General features: G+C 70.7%; 16 protein-coding genes. 11 read left to right on the top strand and 5 right to left on the bottom strand.

From position 1 onward, the window contains the following. Positions 1-123: 123 nt before the first annotated feature. Positions 124-387, bottom strand: coding sequence for a WhiB family transcriptional regulator (locus HJD23_RS25615; RefSeq protein ID WP_003975777.1), 264 nt, complete (start codon positions 385-387; stop codon positions 124-126). Positions 388-1,062: 675 nt separating this feature from the next. Between HJD23_RS25615 and HJD23_RS25610 the strand changes: the two genes are divergently transcribed. The 4 genes from HJD23_RS25610 (at position 1,063) to HJD23_RS25595 (ending at position 4,964) form a co-directional block, all read left to right on the top strand. Further along, entirely contained in the window at positions 1,063-1,557 is a 495-nt protein-coding gene (locus HJD23_RS25610) for a cysteine dioxygenase family protein (RefSeq protein WP_171108461.1), read from the top strand. A 91-nt stretch (positions 1,558-1,648) separates the two neighbouring features. After that, positions 1,649-2,608 (top strand): 2-phospho-L-lactate transferase, encoded by a 960-nt coding sequence (cofD, locus tag HJD23_RS25605; protein ID WP_171108459.1) that lies wholly within the window; start codon positions 1,649-1,651, stop codon positions 2,606-2,608. After that, on the top strand, positions 2,605-3,900 hold the full coding sequence (locus tag HJD23_RS25600; protein ID WP_171108457.1) for a coenzyme F420-0:L-glutamate ligase: 1,296 nt from the start codon (positions 2,605-2,607) through the stop codon (positions 3,898-3,900). Before cofD ends, HJD23_RS25600 begins: the two co-directional genes overlap by 4 nt. Before the next feature lie 59 nt (positions 3,901-3,959). After that, entirely contained in the window at positions 3,960-4,964 is a 1,005-nt protein-coding gene (locus HJD23_RS25595; RefSeq protein ID WP_171108455.1) for a DNA-3-methyladenine glycosylase 2 family protein, read from the top strand. A 469-nt stretch (positions 4,965-5,433) separates the two neighbouring features. Here HJD23_RS25595 and HJD23_RS25590 read toward each other — a convergent pair whose 3' ends face one another. Together HJD23_RS25590 and HJD23_RS25585 are read right to left on the bottom strand one after the other, a co-directional pair. After that, positions 5,434-6,516, bottom strand: coding sequence for an NDP-sugar synthase (locus HJD23_RS25590; protein ID WP_171108453.1), 1,083 nt, complete (start codon positions 6,514-6,516; stop codon positions 5,434-5,436). 163 nt (positions 6,517-6,679) lie between these two features. Next, a complete protein-coding gene (locus tag HJD23_RS25585) occupies positions 6,680-8,068 on the bottom strand; it encodes a peptidoglycan recognition protein (RefSeq protein ID WP_232107550.1) in 1,389 nt (462 codons plus the stop codon). A 129-nt stretch (positions 8,069-8,197) separates the two neighbouring features. On the opposite strand from HJD23_RS25585, the gene HJD23_RS25580 reads away from it, so the two are divergent. From HJD23_RS25580 to HJD23_RS25565, 4 genes are all read left to right on the top strand, one after another. Then, on the top strand, positions 8,198-8,953 hold the full coding sequence (locus HJD23_RS25580; protein WP_171108449.1) for a TIGR03089 family protein: 756 nt from the start codon (positions 8,198-8,200) through the stop codon (positions 8,951-8,953). A gap of 185 nt (positions 8,954-9,138) precedes the next feature. Then, on the top strand, positions 9,139-10,386 hold the full coding sequence (locus tag HJD23_RS25575) for an LCP family protein (RefSeq protein ID WP_171111418.1): 1,248 nt from the start codon (positions 9,139-9,141) through the stop codon (positions 10,384-10,386). Positions 10,387-10,632: 246 nt separating this feature from the next. After that, complete coding sequence (locus HJD23_RS25570) at positions 10,633-12,369, top strand: LCP family protein (RefSeq protein WP_171108447.1); 1,737 nt, start codon at positions 10,633-10,635, stop codon at positions 12,367-12,369. Between the two features lie 93 nt (positions 12,370-12,462). Then, positions 12,463-14,133: an LCP family protein gene (locus HJD23_RS25565; RefSeq protein ID WP_171108445.1), complete on the top strand. Its 1,671-nt coding sequence runs from the start codon at positions 12,463-12,465 to the stop codon at positions 14,131-14,133. Positions 14,134-14,176: 43 nt separating this feature from the next. On the opposite strand, the gene HJD23_RS25560 is transcribed toward HJD23_RS25565, so the two are convergent. After that, entirely contained in the window at positions 14,177-15,211 is a 1,035-nt protein-coding gene (locus tag HJD23_RS25560; RefSeq protein WP_171108444.1) for a glycosyltransferase family 2 protein, read from the bottom strand. Positions 15,212-15,348: 137 nt separating this feature from the next. Between HJD23_RS25560 and HJD23_RS25555 the strand changes: the two genes are divergently transcribed. Then, complete coding sequence (locus HJD23_RS25555; RefSeq protein WP_171108442.1) at positions 15,349-16,812, top strand: LCP family protein; 1,464 nt, start codon at positions 15,349-15,351, stop codon at positions 16,810-16,812. Positions 16,813-16,952: 140 nt separating this feature from the next. Here HJD23_RS25555 and HJD23_RS25550 read toward each other — a convergent pair whose 3' ends face one another. After that, positions 16,953-17,510: an acyl-CoA thioesterase gene (locus HJD23_RS25550; RefSeq protein WP_171108440.1), complete on the bottom strand. Its 558-nt coding sequence runs from the start codon at positions 17,508-17,510 to the stop codon at positions 16,953-16,955. Positions 17,511-17,629: 119 nt separating this feature from the next. On the opposite strand from HJD23_RS25550, the gene HJD23_RS25545 reads away from it, so the two are divergent. Together HJD23_RS25545 and HJD23_RS25540 are read left to right on the top strand one after the other, a co-directional pair. After that, the gene (locus tag HJD23_RS25545) at positions 17,630-18,928 is read left to right on the top strand and encodes an LCP family protein (RefSeq protein WP_171108438.1); all 1,299 of its coding nucleotides are present in this window, start codon (positions 17,630-17,632) and stop codon (positions 18,926-18,928) included. Continuing rightward, positions 18,921-19,544 carry an HAD-IA family hydrolase gene (locus tag HJD23_RS25540; protein ID WP_171108436.1) on the top strand — a complete coding sequence of 208 codons (624 nt, stop codon included), beginning with the start codon at positions 18,921-18,923 and terminating at the stop codon, positions 19,542-19,544. Before HJD23_RS25545 ends, HJD23_RS25540 begins: the two co-directional genes overlap by 8 nt. The last annotated feature ends 160 nt before the right edge of the window (positions 19,545-19,704 follow it).

Raw genomic sequence — 19,704 nt, 5'->3', positions numbered from 1 at the left:
TGTGCCGTACGGGGACGGCGGGGTGTCTCGGACGAGCGACCACACTATCGGCTGCCCATGACGACGGCCCGCCGCCTGTGGATAACCCACCGGCGACGGGCCGTTCGCCCCGTATGTATTCGATCAGACGGCCGCCTTCTTCAGGCGACGGCGCTCCCGCTCGGACAGCCCGCCCCAGATACCGAATCTCTCGTCGTTGGCCAGGGCGTACTCAAGGCATTCGGAGCGGACCTCGCAGGCGAGACAGACCTTCTTGGCCTCGCGGGTCGAGCCGCCCTTCTCGGGGAAGAAGGACTCGGGGTCGGTCTGGGCGCACAGCGCGCGCTCCTGCCAGCCGAGTTCCTCGTCCGCGTCGTCGACCAGCAGTTGCTGCACCAGCTCGGTCATGTGCGCCCCTCGTCTGTCTTTCGCGTCCCCGTGATGTAGCCGTTACCGATTCCGGCTGAACGACACGAGTGAAATTACAAGTGTGCTGCTCCGGGCGAGTCAAGCCGAGATCTGCTATTGGGCCCCTTATTCACTCTGCGGAACCAAGGCCGTGCGGAAAGTGTTCAAATCGCCATAAACCTTGACACGCGGTCGGGGCCCGAGGGGCCACCGGCCTCGCACAGGCCCTGCACGAACCCTGTACGAGGAAGGACGTCCACTGGCTCAATCTCGTTCCGACGCGCGCACCGAAGCGAACCGGATCACAGTCGGGTCACAGGATCGCAACGCGGCTTGCGCGCCCGGTTGTGCGCCATGTGTCCCGGTAAACGACTGAGCAAACCTTTCACCTGAGCGATGAACCGGAAGAGGTGAAACATGTCCCACATATCGGGCGTCGGGTTGACAGTGAGGGTGTGAACCGGTGTTCTTGTGGGCATGCTCGCGAACTTGGCGCCCACCTCGACCCGCATCGCCGGGTCCCTCGGTGCTGCCCACGCTCGCTGCAGCTGTTGTTGCTGTTCCAGCTGTTGAGCCCTCCCCATCGCTCCGGCTGTGCCCCGAGTCGCCATGACTCGGCCGTCTTCTTCGTTGCTTCCGCGTCTCCGCTCTCCCGCCGAGGAACCACCGCACCCCATGAACAGCGACAGCGACCTCCAGATCGCCGGCGACATCCTCGAAGTCCCGCACCTGCTCCAGGCCCCGCGCGAGCACCCGGCCACCGTCGCCGAGTTCGTCGGCCTGGCCCGCTCCATCGCCGCCGACCGCTCCCAGTGGGAGCACCTCGTCCAGTACGACGCCACCAGCCGCTGGTACCACCGGCTGCGCACCGGCCCCGGCTACGAGGTCTGGCTGCTGTCCTGGGTGCCCGGCCAGGGCAGCGGCCTGCACGACCACGGCCCGTCCTCCGGCGTCCTCACCGTCCTGGACGGCACCCTCACCGAGCGGACGCGGCGGGGCACGCGCGCGTTGGAGCCCGGCGCGCAGCGGGTGTTCGCGCCGGGCTATGTGCACGAGGTGGTGAACGACGCCCTCGAAGCGGCGGTGAGTCTGCACATCTACTACCCGGGCCTCACGCAGATGCCCATGCACACCACCCCGCACTGCGAGGCGCGTGCCGTGACTGCCTGACGCGTTGCCGTAGCCGCCTGCAACACTTTCCCACCCGTCACCCGACCACCACCCCTCAACGAGTCAGCCTGGCGGCTGACACACTGTTTCAATGCGCATTGTGGTTCTGGCAGGCGGCATCGGTGGTGCCCGGTTCCTGCGCGGTCTGAAGCGGGCCGTGCCGGACGCGGACATCACCGTCATCGGCAACACCGGTGACGACATCCACCTCTTCGGGCTGAAGGTCTGCCCGGACCTCGACACGGTGATGTACACGCTCGGCGGCGGCATCAACGAGGAGCAGGGCTGGGGAAGGGCCGACGAGACCTTCCACCTCAAGGAGGAACTCGCGGCGTACGGCGTGGGGCCGGAGTGGTTCGGCCTCGGCGACCGGGACTTCGCCACGCACATCGTGCGGACCCAGATGATCGGCGCGGGCTACCCGCTGAGCGCGGTCACCGAAGCCCTGTGCGACCGCTGGCAGCCGGGCGTCCGCCTCATCCCGATGACGGACGACCGCGTCGAGACGCACGTGGCCGTCGAGCTGGACGGCGAGCGCAAGGCGATCCACTTCCAGGAGTACTGGGTACGGCTGCGGGCCTCGGTCCCCGCCGAGGCGGTCGTACCGGTCGGCGCCGAGCAGGCCAAGCCCGCGCCCGGCGTGCTGGAGGCGATCGCGCAGGCCGACGTCATCCTCTTCCCCCCGTCCAACCCGGTCGTCTCGGTCGGCACGATCCTCGCCGTGCCCGGCATCCGGGAGGCGATCGCCGACGCCGGGGTGCCGGTGGTCGGCCTCTCCCCCATCGTCGGGGACGCGCCGGTGCGCGGCATGGCCGACAAGGTGCTCGCGGCGGTCGGCGTGGAGGCCACGGCCGCGGCGGTCGCCGAGCACTACGGCTCCGGGCTGCTCGACGGCTGGCTGGTGGACACCGTGGACGCGAGCGCGGTGGAGCGGGTCGAGGGGGCGGGCATCCGCTGCCGGGCCGTACCCCTGCTGATGACCGACGAGCAGGCGGCCGCGCAGATGGCCCGGGACGCGCTGGCGCTGGCCGAGGAGGTGCGAGCCGCATGACCGGCTACCGCGTCTGGGCGATCCCCGGCCTGCCCGAGGTGGCACCCGGGGACGACCTCGCCAAGCTGATCGCCGCCGCCGAACCGGGCCTGGCCGACGGGGACGTACTCCTCGTCACCTCGAAGATCGTCTCCAAGGCGGAGGGCCGGATCGTCCAGGCGGACGACCGGGAGGCCGCGATCGACGCCGAGACGGTACGGGTGGTGGCCCGGCGCGGGCCCCTGCGCATCGTCGAGAACCGGCAGGGCCTGATCATGGCGGCCGCAGGCGTCGACGCATCCAACACCCCCAGCGGAACAGTGCTGTTGCTGCCGGAGGACCCGGACGCGTCCGCACGCACGATCCGAAACGGACTGCGCGACACCCTGGGCGTCGACGTCGGCGTGATCGTCACGGACACCTTCGGACGCCCCTGGCGCTCGGGGCTCACGGATGTGGCGATCGGCGCCGCCGGCATACGCGTACTCGACGATCTGCGCGGGGGCACGGACGCGTACGGCAATCCGCTCAGCGCCACCGTGGTCGCCACCGCCGACGAGCTTGCCGCCGCGGGCGACCTGGTCAAGGGCAAGGCGGCCGGACTGCCGGTCGCGGTCGTACGCGGCCTGCCGCACACGGTGGCCGAGGAGGACGGGGAAGGAGCGCGGGCATTGGTCCGGGGCGCACGTGACGACATGTTCCGGCTCGGCACGTCGGAGGCGGTACGCGAGGCGGTGACCCAGCGGCGTACGGTCCGGTCCTTCACGGACGAGCCCGTGGACCCCGGCGCGGTACGCCGAGCCGTGGCCGCGGCCGTGACGGCACCGGCGCCGCACCACACGACGCCGTGGCGTTTCGTCCTGCTGGAGTCGCCCGAGGCGCGGACCGAGCTGCTGGACGCGATGCGGGACGCCTGGATCGCGGACCTGCGCCAGGACGGCAAGACGGAGGAATCCATCGCCAAGCGCATACGCCGCGGGGACGTACTGCGCAACGCCCCGTACCTCGTGGTCCCCTGCCTGGTCATGGACGGCTCCCACACCTACGGGGACCCGCGACGGGACGGGGCCGAGCGGGAGATGTTCGTGGTCGCCGCCGGGGCGGGCGTACAGAACTTCCTGGTGGCGCTGGCCGGGGAGCGGCTGGGCTCGGCGTGGGTGTCGTCGACGATGTTCTGCCGGGACGTGGTGCGCGAGGTACTGCGGCTGCCGGCGGACTGGGACCCCATGGGCGCGGTGGCGGTCGGCCACCCGGCGGAGGAACCGCGGCCGCGGCCGGAGCGGGACGCGGGAACGTTCATCGAGGTGCGGTGACCAAGCCACCCCGACGCCTACCCTCATAGAGCAACCCCTCTACCCCCGGGATCACATTCGTGGCAGGACGTTTCGCTCCCCGCCCCACCCGCACGACGGTGCGCGGTGGGGAGGTCGGCGTGCCCGCGGGCGTGCCGCGGCAGGTGGCGCGGACGGCGGGACGGATCCGGACGTGGGTGCCGGACGGGCCGCTGGACCTCGGGCTGGTGCTGGGGCCGTTGCGGCGGGGCCCCGGGGATCCGACCTTCCGGACCACCCCGGACGGTTCGGTGTGGCGCGCGTGCCTCACGCCCGCCGGACCGGGAACGCTGCGGGTGTCGGCGCAGGGCACACAGGTGCGGGGCGAGGCATGGGGCCCCGGCGCGGACTGGCTCCTCGACCAGCTCCCCGACCTGCTCGGCGCCTCGGACGACCCCTCCCTCTTCGCCCCCCGGCATCGCATCGTCGCGCTGGCCCGGCATCGGCGGCCCGGCTTGCGGCTGACGCGGAGCGGGCTGGTCCTTGAGTCCCTGATTCCGTCGATCCTGGAGCAGAAGGTCACGACCGATGAGGCGTATCGGGCGTGGCGGTTGCTCGTACGGAAGTTCGGCGAACCGGCGCCGGGGCCGGTGCCCGGGCAGATGTATGTCATGCCACCACCGCGGACCTGGGCGCTGATCCCCTCGTGGGAATGGCACCGGGCCGGGGTCGACGACAAGCGGGCCTCCACGATCCTGCGAGCGGTACGGGTCGCTGCGCGGCTGGAGCAGACGGTGGGGATGCAACCCCCGGCCGCGCGGGCCCGGTTGGAGCTCGTGCCGGGGGTGGGGCCGTGGACGTCGGCGGAAACCGTGCAGCGGAGCCACGGGGCACCGGACGAGGTGACGGTAGGGGATCTGCATCTGCCGGGCATCGTGGGCTGGGCGCTGGCCGGGGACCGGGATGCGGACGACTCCGTGATGCTGTCCCTGCTGGAGCCCTATGCCGGGCAACGCCATCGCGCGGCTCGCCTGATCCTGCTGAGCGGAAGGGTGCCGCCGAGAAGGGCACCGCGGATGCCTCGGGGAGACATCGGGCGCTTGTAGGCGCCCCGGCGCTGCGCGAGCCGCAAGGCACCGCACGCACACCGGCGCCCGGCGCTGCAGCTGAGGCCGGGCGTCGCGCAGCCCGGCGCAACGGGGTGCCGCTGCGCCCACCCGTGCCTCCCCAGGCGGCACGACTGCCCGCAGCTACGCGCGCTGCGGCCGAGCCGGGGAACGTCACGCAACCCGGCGCTACCCGGCCGGCCGCCGCTACGCACGCACACGGCGAGCGCCCCGCGCGCGCCACGGCGATGGCCGCACTCGCGGACGCACGGAAGGGGCCGTGTCGGGGGGTGTCCGCCCGCAGCGGTTGGCGCGTCAACACGGGTACCTCTGTGAGAGACCGAGTCGCGCCGTTCCGAGGACGGACACCCCCCGACGCGGCCCCGACCCACACCCCGCACCGTAGGCGCGACAGCACCCCCCACCGAACAGCCACAGGCCGCCGCCGGCACGGCCCAGGCACCCACCCCTACTGATCCGACGAGAACCGCACCGCACCCCCCGGAATCCGCGCATCGCACCACACCCGCGCGCCCTCCCGGAGTTCGTTGTCGGGGCCGACCACCGCCCCGTCGCCGATGACCGTGCCGGTGAGTATGGAGCGCTGCCCGATGCGCGCCCGGGTGCCGATGAGGGAGTCGGTGATGACGGCGCCGGGCTCGATCACCGCACCCGGCAGGATCGTGCTGCCGAACACCCGCGCACCCTCCGCCACGAACGCCCCCTCGCCCACCACCGTGCCGCCGGCCAGTTTCGCGTCCGACGCCACCGTCGCCGTAGGCAGGACAAGCCGGTCACCACAACGCCCCGGCACCGCCGGAGAAGGCGCCCGGCCCAGCACCAGGTCCGCCGAGCCGCGCACGAACGCCGCCGGCGTGCCCAGATCCAGCCAGTACGTGGAGTCGACCATCCCCTGCAGATGCGCCCCCGCCGACAGCAGGTCCGGGAAGGTCTCGCGTTCCACCGACACGGGCCTGCCCCCCGGAATCGTGTCGATGACCGAGCGCCGGAAGACGTACGCCCCCGCGTTGATCTGGTCGGTGACGATCTCCTCCGGCGTCTGCGGCTTCTCCAGGAACGCCGTCACCCGCCCCGTCTCGTCCGTGGGCACCAGCCCGTACGCCCGAGGGTCCGTCACCTGCGTCAGATGCAGGGAGACATCAGCCCCCGTCGTCTCGTGCGTCCGCACCAACGCCCTGATGTCCAGCCCCGTCAGGATGTCCCCGTTGAAGACGAGTACCGGATCGTCGGGACCGGAGTGCAGCCGCGACGCCACGTTCCGGATCGCCCCGCCCGTGCCGAGCGGCTCATCCTCCGTGACGTACTCGATGTGCAGCCCCAGCGACGAGCCGTCCCCGAAGTACGGCTCGAAGACCTCCGCCAGATAGGACGTGGCGAGCACGATGTGCTCCACGCCCGCCGCCCTCGCCCGCGCCAGCTGATGCGTGAGGAACGGCACCCCCGCCGCCCTGACCATGGGCTTGGGCGTGTGCACCGTGAGCGGGCGCAGCCGAGTGCCCTTGCCGCCGACCAGGAGGATCGCTTCTGTCACCTGTCGTCTCTGCTTCCTGCCAGGACCGGCCGAACTGTTTTTCGGCCGGCCAGTGTATGCAGACCGTTGTCCGGTGCCTTCGACGGCCGTACGCCTCACCGAAAGCCCCCCACACGTCCGCCGATTGCGCCCCGCCGCACACCCCCGCCGCACCCCTGACCTCTCAGGGCCGCCCCTGGAGGCGTGACGCTTCCGACCGGACGGATCCGAGCTTGCCGTACAGGAGCTGTCCTGGGCAGTCCGTCAGGAAACCGTCCTTGTGGCCGGAGATCACATTCAGTCGTACGTTCGTATCCTTTTTGTAGAGGTTGCCACCCCCGGACTTCAGATATGTCGTGCCCCCCGGATCGCCCCCGAAGAGGCCCAGCTTCCAGGCCGTCAACTGCCCGACGGCCGTGACCGATGTCGTGGGCGGCGCGGTGGAGTCGAACGTGCCGAGAACGGCGATCCCTATGCTGTCGTGGTTGAAACCGAGAGTGTGCGCCCCCATGACCGGTTCCGCCACACCCCCGGCGCGCCCCTCGTAGATGTTTCCGCACTTGTCGACGAGGAAGTTGTAGCCGATGTCCCGCCAGCCCATGCTCACCACGTGGTAGCGGTAAATACTGCGGATGACGGACGGCGCCTCTGCGCAGGTGTAGTTGTTCCCGGTGGCGGTGTGGTGCACGAACGCCACCTTGACCTGCTTCGTGTAGAGGAACTCCTTCTCGCGCAGATTCTCGTCGGCGCCCCAGCCGCGCCGGGTGGTGATGCCCGGGCGCGGGCCGATGTACGGCTTGTCCAGCTGCTCCGCCGTCATCTCGGGGGCCCGCAGCACGAACAGCTCGTCCTCGGTGTCCGCCCGGTCCAGGGCCGGGATATCGGTGGCGCCGATCGGCGCCAGCAGGGCGTTGACCTCCGAGGCGGCGGCCGTCTCGGCGCTGAGGGGACCGGTGAGCGGGGGATCGTCGTCGGCACCGCGGGCGGCGCCCGCGCCGGTGTCCGCCCGGCCGGGGTCCACGAGTTCGAGGCGGAGTCCGGAGGGAAGCGGGGCAGGCGTACGTGAGGAGGCCTCGGGCAGGACCCGTACCTCCACGCCGTCGGAGTCCCCCACCCACAACGGCGCCGTGGCGCCACGGAGGCGGCCGGAGGAGTGTTCGGGGGTGCCCGGGTCGGGGCCGTGGTCGGCGTTGTGGGTGTCGACGTCCTGCCAGCCGGACCAGGCGCCGGTACCGGCCGCGCGGGTACGGACCTGGACGCGGCCGTGGAGTTCGGTGTCCGGGTCGTCCCAGACGACGCCGACGAGCGAGAACCGCCGTACGTCCTGGCGGGGCAGGCCCTGCGCGCCGGGCGCGCCCGCGGCTCGCTCATCGGACAGGGGGACCAGCGGAAGCGACTGGGTGCTTCCGGGGATACCGGGCTGGGCGGACGGGTCGGCGGCCGTCGTCCCGGCCCCGGCGCTCGCTGCCGGTAACGCGGTCGCCGCGGTCGCCGTGGTCGCGGTCAGGGTCAGCGGTAGGGCGAGGGCGGCGGCGCAGGTCAGGCCGATGGAGGAAGCAAGGAATCCACGCATGTTCCCGATACTGGACATAACCATACAAGTATGTCTATCGGGGAATTGACGCGCCGTCGGGGCGGATTCGCCCGAACCGGTGGCCCCGCCACTCGATGCGCGCCCGGCCGCGCGCGTACGCTTGCGCGGGTGAACGCCACCGATCGCACCCCTGCCGACCTGCTGCGTTCCGCGCTCGCCGCGGACCCCGCGCGCCCCCTGGTCACGTTCTACGACGACGCCACCGGAGAACGGGTCGAATTGTCCGTGGCCACCTTCGCCAATTGGGTGGCCAAGACCGCGAACCTGATCCAGGACGGACTGTCGGCCGAGCCCGGCGACCGGGTCGCGCTGCTGCTGCCCGCGCACTGGCAGACGGCGGTGTGGCTGCTGGCCTGTTCGTCGGTGGGGGTGCTCGCGGACATGGACGGCGAACCGGCGCGGGCGGACTTCGTGGTGGCCGGCCCCGGCCGGTTCGAGGACGGGCTCGCCTGCCGCGGCGAGCGGTACGCGCTGTCGCTGGCACCGCTGGGGCGGCGCTTCCCGTCGCCGCCGGAGGGATACGCCGACTACGCCGTGGACGTGCCCAGTCACGGCGATCGGTTCGCGCCGTACGCGCCGGTGGACCCGGAGGCGCCCGCGCTGATCGTGGCCGGGGCGGAGTACACCGGGGCCGAGGTCGTGGAGCGGGCGGCGGCCGACGCGCCCGGGCTGGATCTGACGGGGCCCGGCTCGCGGATCCTGTCCGCACTGCCGTACGACACCTGGGAGGGCCTCAGCGCCGGGCTGTACGCGCCGCTCGCCATCGGGGGATCCGTGGTGCTGTGCCGGAACCTGGACCGGCTGGACGGGGAGTCCCTGGCCAAGCGGATCGAGGCCGAGCGCGTCACGGCGACGGCCCGTTAGCGGGCGTCGCCAGCAGACGGCACCAGCAGGCGGCACCGGCAGACAGCACCAGCAGGCGGCACCAGCAGAAGTCACCCGTTCAGCCCACCCCCGCCCGCGCCCCCACCCCATCCGCGTCATGGTCGTAAGAGCAGTCTCACAAGACTCCATGAGGGGTGGATTCCGTCGTGAGGGACACCGCAGGCATGCCATCCGGGGGTCCGGACGACAAAACGCCGGCGGTGGTTCCCGGGCCGGGCGGCGGGGCGTCGGCGACCGGCGACGGCCTCATACGACGGCGCCGGCGGCGCTGGATACGGGGCGGCACGGCGGGGGTCGCGGGACTCGTCGCGGGTGCGCTGGCCGCCGGGTGGATCGTGTACGCCAAGCTCGACGGGAACATCACGCCCGACGAGGCCGCGGCCGCCGAGCTCGCGCGCTACGAGCGGGAGCGGCCCACCGCGCTGGTGCGGGGCGCGCAGAACATCCTGCTCATCGGCTCGGACTCACGGGCCGGGGAGGGCAACCGCAAGTACGGGCGGGACTCCGGGACCGAGCGGTCCGACACCACCATCCTGCTGCATCTGTCGGCCGGGCGCCGCAGCGCCACCGCCGTCTCGATCCCCCGTGACCTGATGGTGGACGTCCCGAGCTGCCGGCGCCCGGACGGCAGCCGCACCGATCCGGAGTTCGCGATGTTCAACCACGCCTTCGAGACGGGCGGTTCGGCCTGCACGATCCGTACCGTCGAGCGGATGACGGACATCCGGATCGACCATCATGCGGTCGTCGACTTCAGCGGGTTCAAGAAGCTGGTCGACGCGGTCGGCGGCGTACGGATCTGCGTGGCCGAGCCGATCGTCGACGAGGAGGCGAAGCTGCGGCTGCCCGCGGGCCCCGTGACGCTCGACGGCGAGCAGGCCCTCGGCTACGTCCGCGCCCGCAAGTCCCTCGGCGACGGCAGCGACACCGACCGGATGGAGCGCCAGCAGCAATTCCTCGCGGCGCTGGTGCAGAAGCTGCGCAGCGGCGACGTACTGCTGAATCCCGTGAAGCTGTACCCCGTCCTGGACGCGGCCACGTCGTCACTCATCACGGACCCGGGGCTGGCAAGTCTGCGTGGTTTGTACGACCTTGTCCGTGGGCTGCGCGACATTCCCACGGAACGTGTGCAGTTCCTGACCGTGCCGCGGGAGTCGTATGCCCGCAATGCCAATCGCGACCAGTTGATGGAACCGGAAGCCCAACGGCTCTTCGAGCGGTTGCGCACCGACGCACCGGTGCAGGTCTCGCGGAAGCCCCTGCCGGATTTCCGTGAAAGCGCCTACGAGGGCAGCGGGGGTGCGGATTCGCAGTCGTTCGGTTACGGGGAGTACGCCGATTCCATCCTGTCCCCCGTTTCCCCCGCGCCCACGTTCAGCGGGAAGACCGCCGCCGACGACGGCTGCCGGTAAAGCGCGCACCAAGTCGGCGAACTTTCGTTCAAGGAAATGGGCGGATTGCCCAGTTGTAGGGACGTGGAATTTGTCACCGCCGTCGCTCGACGCTGAACTGGCCGGATAGTGTGAGCGCTTCGGTGCACCCGGCCCCCGGCCACGCAGTCCTTTTCCGGGGTCGCGCACTGTGTACGTGGTTTGTACGAGACCGAGCGCCTCGAGGGGGAAGGCGCCGCGTGGCCCCGACGGAGGATTCAGACAACCGTGGACGCGCAAGGCCGTGGGCGGGCGGAGAACATCGACCCCGCAGACCAGTGGGTACTCAATCCGAACACCGGCGAATACGAACTGCGACTGAGCCCTTCCGCACCGCAGTCGACGGTTCCCGGCCCGCGCCGAGCAGGCTCCCGCGCCTCCGGGGGCGGACCCCGCGCCCGTACGTCGGGCCCCGGCCGTGAGAAGCAGGACGCCCCGGGCCGTGAGGTCCCGGCCCAGCGCAGGCGCCGCGGTGCGCCCGCCGAACCCCCGCCGGGACGACGCAGCCGCCGGCCCGCGAAGAAGTCGAAGGCCAAGAAGGCCGTGCTGTGGACCGGCGGCACCATGGCCTTCGTCCTGCTCGCGGCGGCGGGTGCCGGATACCTCTATATCAACCACCTCAACGACAACATCACCTCCTCCTCCGCAGACGGCGCCAGCACCGGTGGCTTCCAGAAGGACAAGGCCATCAACATCTTGTTGATCGGCACCGACAAGCGCACCGGCGCGGGCAACGAGTCCTACGGCGACGCCGGCAGCCCCGGCCACGCGGACACCACGATCCTGCTGCACGTCTCCAAGGACCGCTCCAACGCGACCGCGCTCAGCATCCCGCGCGACCTGATCGTGGACATCCCGGACTGCCCGACCACACTGGAGGACGGCAGCCAGAAGATCATCCCGGGCTCGCAGGGCGTCCGCTTCAACACCAGCCTCGGCCAGGACGGCCGTACGCCGTCGTGCACCATGCGCACGGTGACCGAGCTGACCGGGATCACGCCGGACAACTTCATGGTCGCCGACTTCAACGCGGTCAAGACGCTGACCACCGCGGTCGACGGCGTCGAGGTGTGTCTGGCCAAGGACATCAACGACCCGGACTCCAAGCTCAACCTGCCGGCCGGCCCGCACACCATCGAGGGCGAGCAGGCGCTGGCCTTCGTCCGCACCCGGCACTCCGTCGGCACCGGCGGCGATCTGAGCCGGATCAACCTCCAGCAGCAGTTCCTCAGCGCGCTGATGCGCAAGCTGAAGTCCAACGACACGCTCACCAACCCGTCGAAGATGCTGAAGCTGGCCGAGGCGGGCACCAAGGCGCTGACCGTCGACTCCGAGCTGGACAGCATCGGCAAGCTCAAGGACCTCGGTCTGGAGCTGGGCAAGCTCAACACCAAGAACCTGACGTTCACCACGGTGCCGGTCGTCGACAACCCGGCCGAGACGGTCAAGGCGACCGTCGTGGTCAACGAGGCGAAAGCACCCGAGGTCTTCGAGGCCATCAAGAACGACGTCTCCTTCACCGAGGTAAAACAGCAGAAGGCCAAGGAGAAGTCCGCGGTGGCCGCCCGGCTCAAGGGCACCAAGGCCGACCCGTCCGAGGTGCGGGTGCGGATCCTGAACGGCGGCGCCCCGGCGGGCAGCGCCCAGGAGACCCTCAACTGGCTGCAGAACGACGAGGGTGTGACGAAGTCCGAGAACGCGGGCAACGCGGACGAGGAACTGAGCAAGACCACCCTGGAGTACGCGCCCGAGCAGGCCGACCAGGCCCGCAGGCTGGCCGACATCATGGGCCTGCCCGGGTCCGCGATGAAGCCCGGGGAGAGCGTGGAGAACTCCCAGGGCCTGCCCACGATGACGCTGACACTGGGCAAGGACTTCAAGGGTGCGGGCGTCTCCCTCACCGCTCCGACGAAGGCGCCGGACGTCGAGAAGTCCACGGCGGACAAGGTCGTGTGCGTCGAGTAGTGAATTGGGGGGTAACCCATCGGGTCCCTCAAGCGTCTGACTTGTCGCGGGGCGGCCCCGTGGGTGAAGGCGCAGGGGTGGGAGGGCAGGCAAGTGGCGCAGAGCGGTGTGCGCGAGGACGCGCCGGCGGTGAAGGACAAGGACACGACGTCGCTCGCCACGCGACCCGAGGAGGCCAGGGACACTGCGGGCCGCCACGTGCGGCACGGTGGCGGTGGGCGGCGCGGGGGGCGCCGCGGCACCGCACGGCGGCCGCGCAGACGACGTGTGCTGCGCTGGTCGGCGACGGTGTTGTCGGTAGTGATACTGGGGACCGCGGGCGCGGGCTATCTCTACTACCGGCACCTCAACGACAACCTGGAGACCGGCCGGCGCAGCGGCGGTGACTCCAAGGCCGAGAAGCCGCAGCCGAACGCGGCCGGGCAGACGCCGCTGAACATCCTGCTGATCGGCTCCGACAGCCGGAACACGGCGCAGAACCTGGAACTCGGCGGCTCCAAGAGCAGCGTCGGCAGCAAGCCGCTGGCGGACGTGCAGATGCTGGTCCACGTCTCCGCGGACCGCAAGAGCGCGTCGGTGGTGAGCATTCCGCGTGACACCCGGGTCGACATACCCGCGTGCACGGACCCGGAGACCGGCGAGACGTACCCGGCGACCAACCGGATCATCAACGAGTCCCTCGCCCGCGGCGGCGCCGGCTGCACGCTGACCACCTGGGAACACCTCACCGGGGTCTACATCGACCACTGGATGATGATCGACTTCGCGGGTGTGGTGAGCATGGCCGACGCGGTCGGCGGCGTCGAGGTCTGTGTGAAGCAGAACGTGTGGGACCGCCCGCTGCCCGGCGTGCCCGGCGGCTCCGGCCTGAAGCTGAAGGAGGGCAAGCACAAGGTGCAGGGCAAGGAGGCGTTGCAGTGGCTGCGCACCCGGCACGCCTTCTACAGCGACGTGGGCCGGGCCAAGGCCCAGCACATGTACATGAACTCGATGATCCGCACCCTGAAGCAGCAGAACGCCTTCACGGACGCCCGGCGGCTGATGAACCTCGCCGAGACGGCCACGAAGGCGCTGAAGGTGTCCGAGGAGATCGGCGGGGTCAAGCAACTGTACGACCTCGCCATGCAGCTGAAGACGGTGCCGACGAACCGCATCACCATGACGACCATGCCGACGGACACCGACCCGCAGAACGCCAACCATCTGGTACCGGTCGGGGCGGACGCGGAGAAGATCTGGGCGATGATCCGGGACGACGTGGCCTTCGACAAGAACGGCAAGCCGTCCACGAAGAAGCCAGCGGGCACCGACGAGAACAAGGAGAACGCGTCCGGCGACCCCGCCGCCGACGACGCCGAGATCGGTGTCCTGGTGCAGAACGCCACCCGGTCCGACGCCGAGGGCGCGGTCGACGGACGGGCGAGCGCGGTCGCCGGGGTGCTGGTGGAGAAGGGCTTCGCGCGGGCGGCTGCGGACACTACGAGCGGACTGTCCGTGGAGAAGACGGTCGTCCGCTACCCGAGCGCCGAACTGGAGGGCGACGCCCAGCGGGTCGCCAAGTCCCTTGGCATACCGCTGAGTTCGGTGCAGAAGTCGACCGATGTCACCGGGGTCACGCTGGTCGTGGGTGCCGACTGGCGCACCGGGACGACGTACCCGAAGCAGACGCCGCCGGAGGCCGGGGACGTGCCGGAGTCGGCGGGCGCGATCAACGGGTCGGACAGCAGCCAGTGCATGGACGTGTACGCGCCCTACCGCTGGTAGGACGCGGCAGGGGCGTGCCCGGCGGCACGCCCCTGAAGGAGTCTCACGCGGTGGCGGAGTCCCGCACCGCCGGCCGCCGGGACGCGATGACCCGCCTCGCCAGGGACCTGGGGCTGGTCAGGAAGCCGTACCCCCACGACATGTGCATCGTGGCGAGGGCGACGGGGATCTGCAGCCGGGCCTTCAGGGGCAGACCCTTGCCCGCCGGTACGGAGCCGAGGGCGATCGCCGCCAGATAGCCGCCGGGGATCAGGAACCCCCAGGGCGTCAGCGCGGCGCCCACGACCAGCCCGGCCGCGATCGCGCACACGGCGGTCGGCGGGGCGAGGTAGCGCAGGTTGATGGACCCGGCGTGGTAGCGGGCGACGACGTGCCGCCAACGGCCGTAGTCCTTGTACTGCTTGGCCAGCGCCTTCACGCTGGGCCGCGGCCGGTACGACACCTTCAGCTCGGGCGAGAACCAGATCAGCCCGCCCGCCTCGCGGATCCGGAAGTTCAGCTCCCAGTCCTGGGCGCGGATGAACTCCTCGTTGTACCCGCCCTGTTGTTCGAGAGCCGCGCGGCGGAAGACGCCGAGGTACACCGTCTCGGCGGGTCCCGCCTGACCCCCGGTGTGGAACGCGGCGTTCCCGACGCCGATCTTCGAGGTCATCGCGGCGGCGACGGCGTGCTCCCAGTCGTTCTCGCCCTCGGCGTGCATGATGCCGCCGACGTTCTGCGCGCCGGTCTCCTCCAGGAGCCGTACGGCGGTCGCGATGTAGTTCGGGGAGAGCATGCCGTGGCCGTCGACGCGGACCACGATCGGATGCCGGGAGGCCTTGATCGCGGCGTTCAGCGCGGCGGGCGTCCGGCCGGTCGGGTTGGGCACCGTGTGCACCCGGGGGTCCTCGGCGACCAGCGCGGCGGCGATCTCGTCCGTGCGGTCCGTGGACGGGCCGAGGGCGATCACGACCTCCATCTCGCCGGCGTACTCCTGGGCGAGGATCGCGTGGACGGCGCCGCGCAGATGCCGCTCCTCGTTGAGGACGGGCATGATCACGGACACGGCGGGGAACTGCACGTCGGGATTGGCGTTCATAGGGCCCTCACGTTACCGCGAACGGGCGACAGCGAGACGCCCGCCCGGGGCGGTGCACCGGTCCACAGATCGTATGGGCCTACGGTGCTCATGATCCCACGTACGACCGCAGCGCCCGCTCCAGCGGAGGTTTTCCCATGCCCGCCTCGCCGCCTCGGTCCCCTGCCCGGCCGCAGCGCCGCCCGCAGCCCCGCCCCGCGGTGCGTCCGCCCGTACGGCGGAAGAGGCCGCGTTGGGCCATGCGGGCGATCACCACGCTGTCCGTGGTGATCCTCGCCTCGGCCGGGATCGGGCACGCGGTGGTCAGCAGTCTGGACGCGGGCATCTCCCGGGTCGATCCGTTCCGGGACATGAAGAACCGGCCGCGCGCCGGGCACGGCATGAACCTCCTGCTGGTCGGCACCGACGGCCGGGACAAGATCTCCGAGGCCGAGCGGCGCAAGTACCGCCTCGGCGGGGCGCCCTGCCACTGCACGGACACGATCATGATCGTGCACATCTCGGAGGACCGGGAGCGGGCCAGCGTGGTGAGCCTGCCGCGCGACTCCTACGCCGAACTGCCCGCGCACATCGACCACACCACGGGCAAGCGGCACGCGGCGCATCCGGCCAAGCTGAACGCGGCGTACTCGGAGGGCGGGCCGCAGCTGACCGTGCGGACGGTCGAGCACATGACGCGGGTGAAGATCGACCACTATCTGGAGATCGACTTCACCAGCTTCATGCGGACGGTGGACGTGCTGGGCGGCGTGAAGATCTGCACGGCCCGCCCGCTGAAGGACTCCCACAGCGGCCTGGACCTCCCCGCCGGCACCCACCGGCTCTCGGGCGGCCAGGCCCTGCAGTACGTCCGCGCCCGGTACGTCGACGGGGCGTCCGACCTCGGCCGGATGCAGCGCCAGCAGCACTTCCTGGCCGCGCTGATCGCCCAGTCGACGTCGTCCGGGGTGCTGCTGAACCCGATGAAGTTCCGGGACGTGACGCGGGCGGTGCTGGGCTCCGTCCGCGCGGACAAGGGCTTCGGCACGGACGAACTGCTGGACCTGGCCCGGGCGATGCGCAACTTCTCCCCGTCCTCCTCGGAGTTCGCGACGGTCCCCATCGGCCGGATGGGATACGCCGTGAAGGGCATCGGCTCGACACTGAAGTGGGACCCCGTCAGGTCCGGCCGTCTCTTCCAGGCCCTCCGCGACGACAAGCCGCTGGCCGCAGGCCGTCCCAGGGACACGTCGGTGCGTGTCGAGGTGGCACCCCAGCAGATCCGCGTCCAGGTGCAGAACGGCACGAAGACCCCCGGCCTCGGCCGCCGCGCGGACGCCGCCCTGGCGGCCACGGGCTTCCGCACCACCCGCCGGCCGACGAACGCCACGACCCAGTCCGTACGCCGGACGGTCGTCGCCTACGACCCCCGCTGGGACCGCTCCGCGAGGTCCCTCGCGGCGGCCCTGCCCGGCAGCGAGCTGCGGCCGGTCAAGGGGCAGGGGGCGACACTGAAGGTGATCGTGGGGACGGACTACCGGCAGGTACGGAAGGTGAAGGCGACGGATGTGCGGGAGGGGGAGTTCGGGGTGGTGCGGGGGGACGAGGTGAGGTGCTCGTAGCGCCGCGTCGGTCGACGAAGCCCTCCACGCCCGTAAGCCCGCGTCGGCTCTCGAAAGACGCCGCGCTCATGGGACTGCGCCGGCTTCGACGACCTCCGCACACGCCAACGCAGACCAGCCCCCGCACTCGTCAGCCCCGGTCAGTCCTCGAACCCCTCCGCCGCCCGCTTCTCCCGCAGTTCCATGATCGCCCGGCGGCGGGCCAGCCGGTGGGTGCGGCGGATCTGGGCCTCCTGGTAGCGGCGCTTGTCGCGCTCCGTCTCCGGTATGACCGGCGGGACTTGGCGGGGCTTGCCGTCGGCGTCGACCGCGGCGAAGACCAGGTAGGCGGAGCCGACCTGGGTGGGCGGGGTGGACTCGTTCCAGCGTTCGGCCAGGACCCGGACGCCGACCTCCATCGAGGTCCGGCCGGTCCAGTTGACCTGCGCCTTGACGTGGACCAGGTCACCGACGCGGACCGGCTCCAGGAACGCCATCTCGTCCATGGAGGCGGTGACGGCGGGACCGCCGCTGTGCCGGCCGGCCACCGCGCCCGCCGCGTCGTCGACCAGCTTCATGATCACACCGCCGTGCACGGTGCCCAGCAGGTTCGTGTCGCTGTGGGTCATGATGTGGCTGAGAGTGGTCCGGGACGCGGAGGTGGGCTTACCCGGGATGTCCGGGGTCTCCGGCTCCGGGGCGCTGGCCTGGTCTGTCATGGCCTCCACCTTATGCCGAGGTGGAGGCCGTGGAATTTGTGTCAGCTTGGCAACAGCCGCGCTGTGATTTTCCGCCGAACCTTGTAAGGCACACAGTCGCGCCCTGCACACTGGGGCGCATGAATGACTGGCCCCAGGGATGGTCCGACGACAACCGCGGCACCAGGTACGGACGCGGCAGCGCAGGCGCGCAGCCCGAAGGCGCCCGCGTGATGCGCCAGGTGCGCCGCGGCCAGGCGGTGCCGCCCGGCGGCGGCCAGGCGGCACCGCCGTACGGAGTCCCGCAGCAGCCGTCGTACGTCGACGGACAGGGGTACGACGGTTACGACAGCGGTTACAACACCGGACAGGTCTATGGCACTCCGGGCGGCCGGGGTCCCGGCGGACCCGGCGACGGGTACGGCGACGGCTATGGCGGGCGTGCGCCGCGGCCCGCGCCGAACTGGCGGCGCCGTATCAAGGTGACGTCGATCACGGTGGTGACCGTGCTGGTCGTCTCGCTCGTCGGCACGTACTTCTGGGCCGACTCCAAGCTCAACCGCGAGGTCGACCTGTCGAAGGTGATCGACCGGCCGGAGGCGGGCGAGGGCACGAACTACCTCATCGTCGGCTCCGACAGCCGTGAGGGCATGACCGACGAGCAGAAGAAGGAACTGCACACCGGGTCCGCCGAGGGCAAGCGCACGGACTCGATGATGATCCTGCACACCGGGAGCAACGGCTCGACGCTGGTCTCGCTGCCGCGCGACTCGGACGTGGAGATACCGACGTTCGTCGGCTCCGAGTCCGGCAAGACGTACCAGGGCACGGGCCGGCATGTGAAGCTGAACGCGGCGTATGCCGAGGACGGGCCCGAACTGCTGGTCCGTACCGTCGAGTTCAACACCGGACTGCACATCGACCACTACGTCGAGATCGGTTTCGCCGGTTTCGCGAACATCGTGGACGCGGTCGGCGGTGTCGAGATGGACATCCCGCAGGACATCAAGGACTCCAAGTCGGGCGCCGACCTGAAGAAGGGCAAGCAGGTCCTCGACGGCGAGCAGGCCCTCGCCTTCGTGCGCACCCGGTACGCGCTGGCCGGCTCCGACCTGGACCGTACGAAGAACCAGCAGAAGTTCCTCTCCGCGCTCGCCGGCCAGGTGGCCACGCCGAGCACGGTCCTCAACCCGTTCAAGCTGTACCCGACCATGGGTGCCGGTCTGGACTCCCTCATCGTCGACAAGGACATGGGCCTGTTCGACCTGGCCGACATGTTCTGGGCGATGAAGGGCGTCAGCGGCGGCGACGGCACGTCGATGAACATGCCCCTGGCGGGCAACGCCCCCAACGGCAACCTCCAGTGGGACACGGCCAGGGTGAAGACGCTGGTCGAGCAGCTGAAGAACGACGAGAAGGTCACGGTCTCGGGTGACTGAGCCCGGGGAGCGGCGGCCCTTCGACGCGGTGCTCTGCGATGTCGACAACGTGATCCGGTTCTACGACGCCTCCCGCGTGACGGCCCTGGAGCGGGCCGCCGGGCTGGCCGAGGGCATCACGATGAAGGTGGCTTTCGCGCCCGAGACCGACCTGCCGCTGATGCTGGGCCGGATCGGCATGCCGGAGTGGGTCGAGGCGATCGTGGCCGGCTTCGCCGGACTGACGCCGGAGCCGGTGGCGTACGAACTGGCGAGCGCCTTGGCCGAGGCGCCCTTCCACGCCGACGAGACGGTGGTGTCGCTGCTGCGCCAGGCCCGCGAGCTGATGCCGCTGATCCTGGTCAGCAACGCCTCCGTGACCCTGGAGGCCGACCTCGACTCGCTCGGTCTGTCCGAGCTCGCCGACCACGTCGTCAGCAGCGCCCGGGTCGGGCTGGTCAAGCCGGATCCGCGGATCTACCGCATCGCCGCCGACCTGGCGGACGTAGTCCTCGACCGGTGCCTGTTCGTGGACGACACCCTGGAGAACATTCAGGCGGCGGCCGCGCTCGGTATGGCGACCGTCCACTTCCGCGCACCGGCCGACCTGGAACGGGCCCTGGCGCCGCTGCTCTGAACGACGCCGGGTCCGTCGGCGGAGGCACGTGGGAGGTTGAACGAGCCGTTTCCGCCACGGATGACCTTCCGCCTCTGATCACGACCGCATGGCCGCCATGTCAATGCTCGCGTTGCACCGCGCGCGACAGGTCTCCTGACAGTTGAGCAGAACGACGTCA

This window comes from Streptomyces sp. Z423-1, from assembly GCF_013009255.1.
GTDB classification, from domain to species: Bacteria; Actinomycetota; Actinomycetes; order Streptomycetales; family Streptomycetaceae; genus Streptomyces; species Streptomyces gossypiisoli.
This window is presented reverse-complemented; position numbering and strand designations above follow the sequence as displayed.

Excerpts from the sequence above, each read along its gene's own strand:
- HJD23_RS25615 (WP_003975777.1), bottom strand. The coding sequence starts at position 387 with ATGACCGAGCTGGTGCAGCAACTGCTGGTCGACGACGCGGACGAGGAA.
- cofD (WP_171108459.1), top strand. The coding sequence starts at position 1,649 with ATGCGCATTGTGGTTCTGGCAGGCGGCATCGGTGGTGCCCGGTTCCTG.
- HJD23_RS25610 (WP_171108461.1), top strand. The coding sequence starts at position 1,063 with ATGAACAGCGACAGCGACCTCCAGATCGCCGGCGACATCCTCGAAGTC.
- HJD23_RS25545 (WP_171108438.1), top strand. The coding sequence starts at position 17,630 with ATGAATGACTGGCCCCAGGGATGGTCCGACGACAACCGCGGCACCAGG.
- HJD23_RS25575 (WP_171111418.1), top strand. The coding sequence starts at position 9,139 with ATGCCATCCGGGGGTCCGGACGACAAAACGCCGGCGGTGGTTCCCGGG.
- HJD23_RS25555 (WP_171108442.1), top strand. The coding sequence starts at position 15,349 with ATGCCCGCCTCGCCGCCTCGGTCCCCTGCCCGGCCGCAGCGCCGCCCG.
- HJD23_RS25550 (WP_171108440.1), bottom strand. The coding sequence starts at position 17,510 with ATGACAGACCAGGCCAGCGCCCCGGAGCCGGAGACCCCGGACATCCCG.
- HJD23_RS25560 (WP_171108444.1), bottom strand. The coding sequence starts at position 15,211 with ATGAACGCCAATCCCGACGTGCAGTTCCCCGCCGTGTCCGTGATCATG.
- HJD23_RS25600 (WP_171108457.1), top strand. The coding sequence starts at position 2,605 with ATGACCGGCTACCGCGTCTGGGCGATCCCCGGCCTGCCCGAGGTGGCA.
- HJD23_RS25585 (WP_232107550.1), bottom strand. The coding sequence starts at position 8,068 with ATGCGTGGATTCCTTGCTTCCTCCATCGGCCTGACCTGCGCCGCCGCC.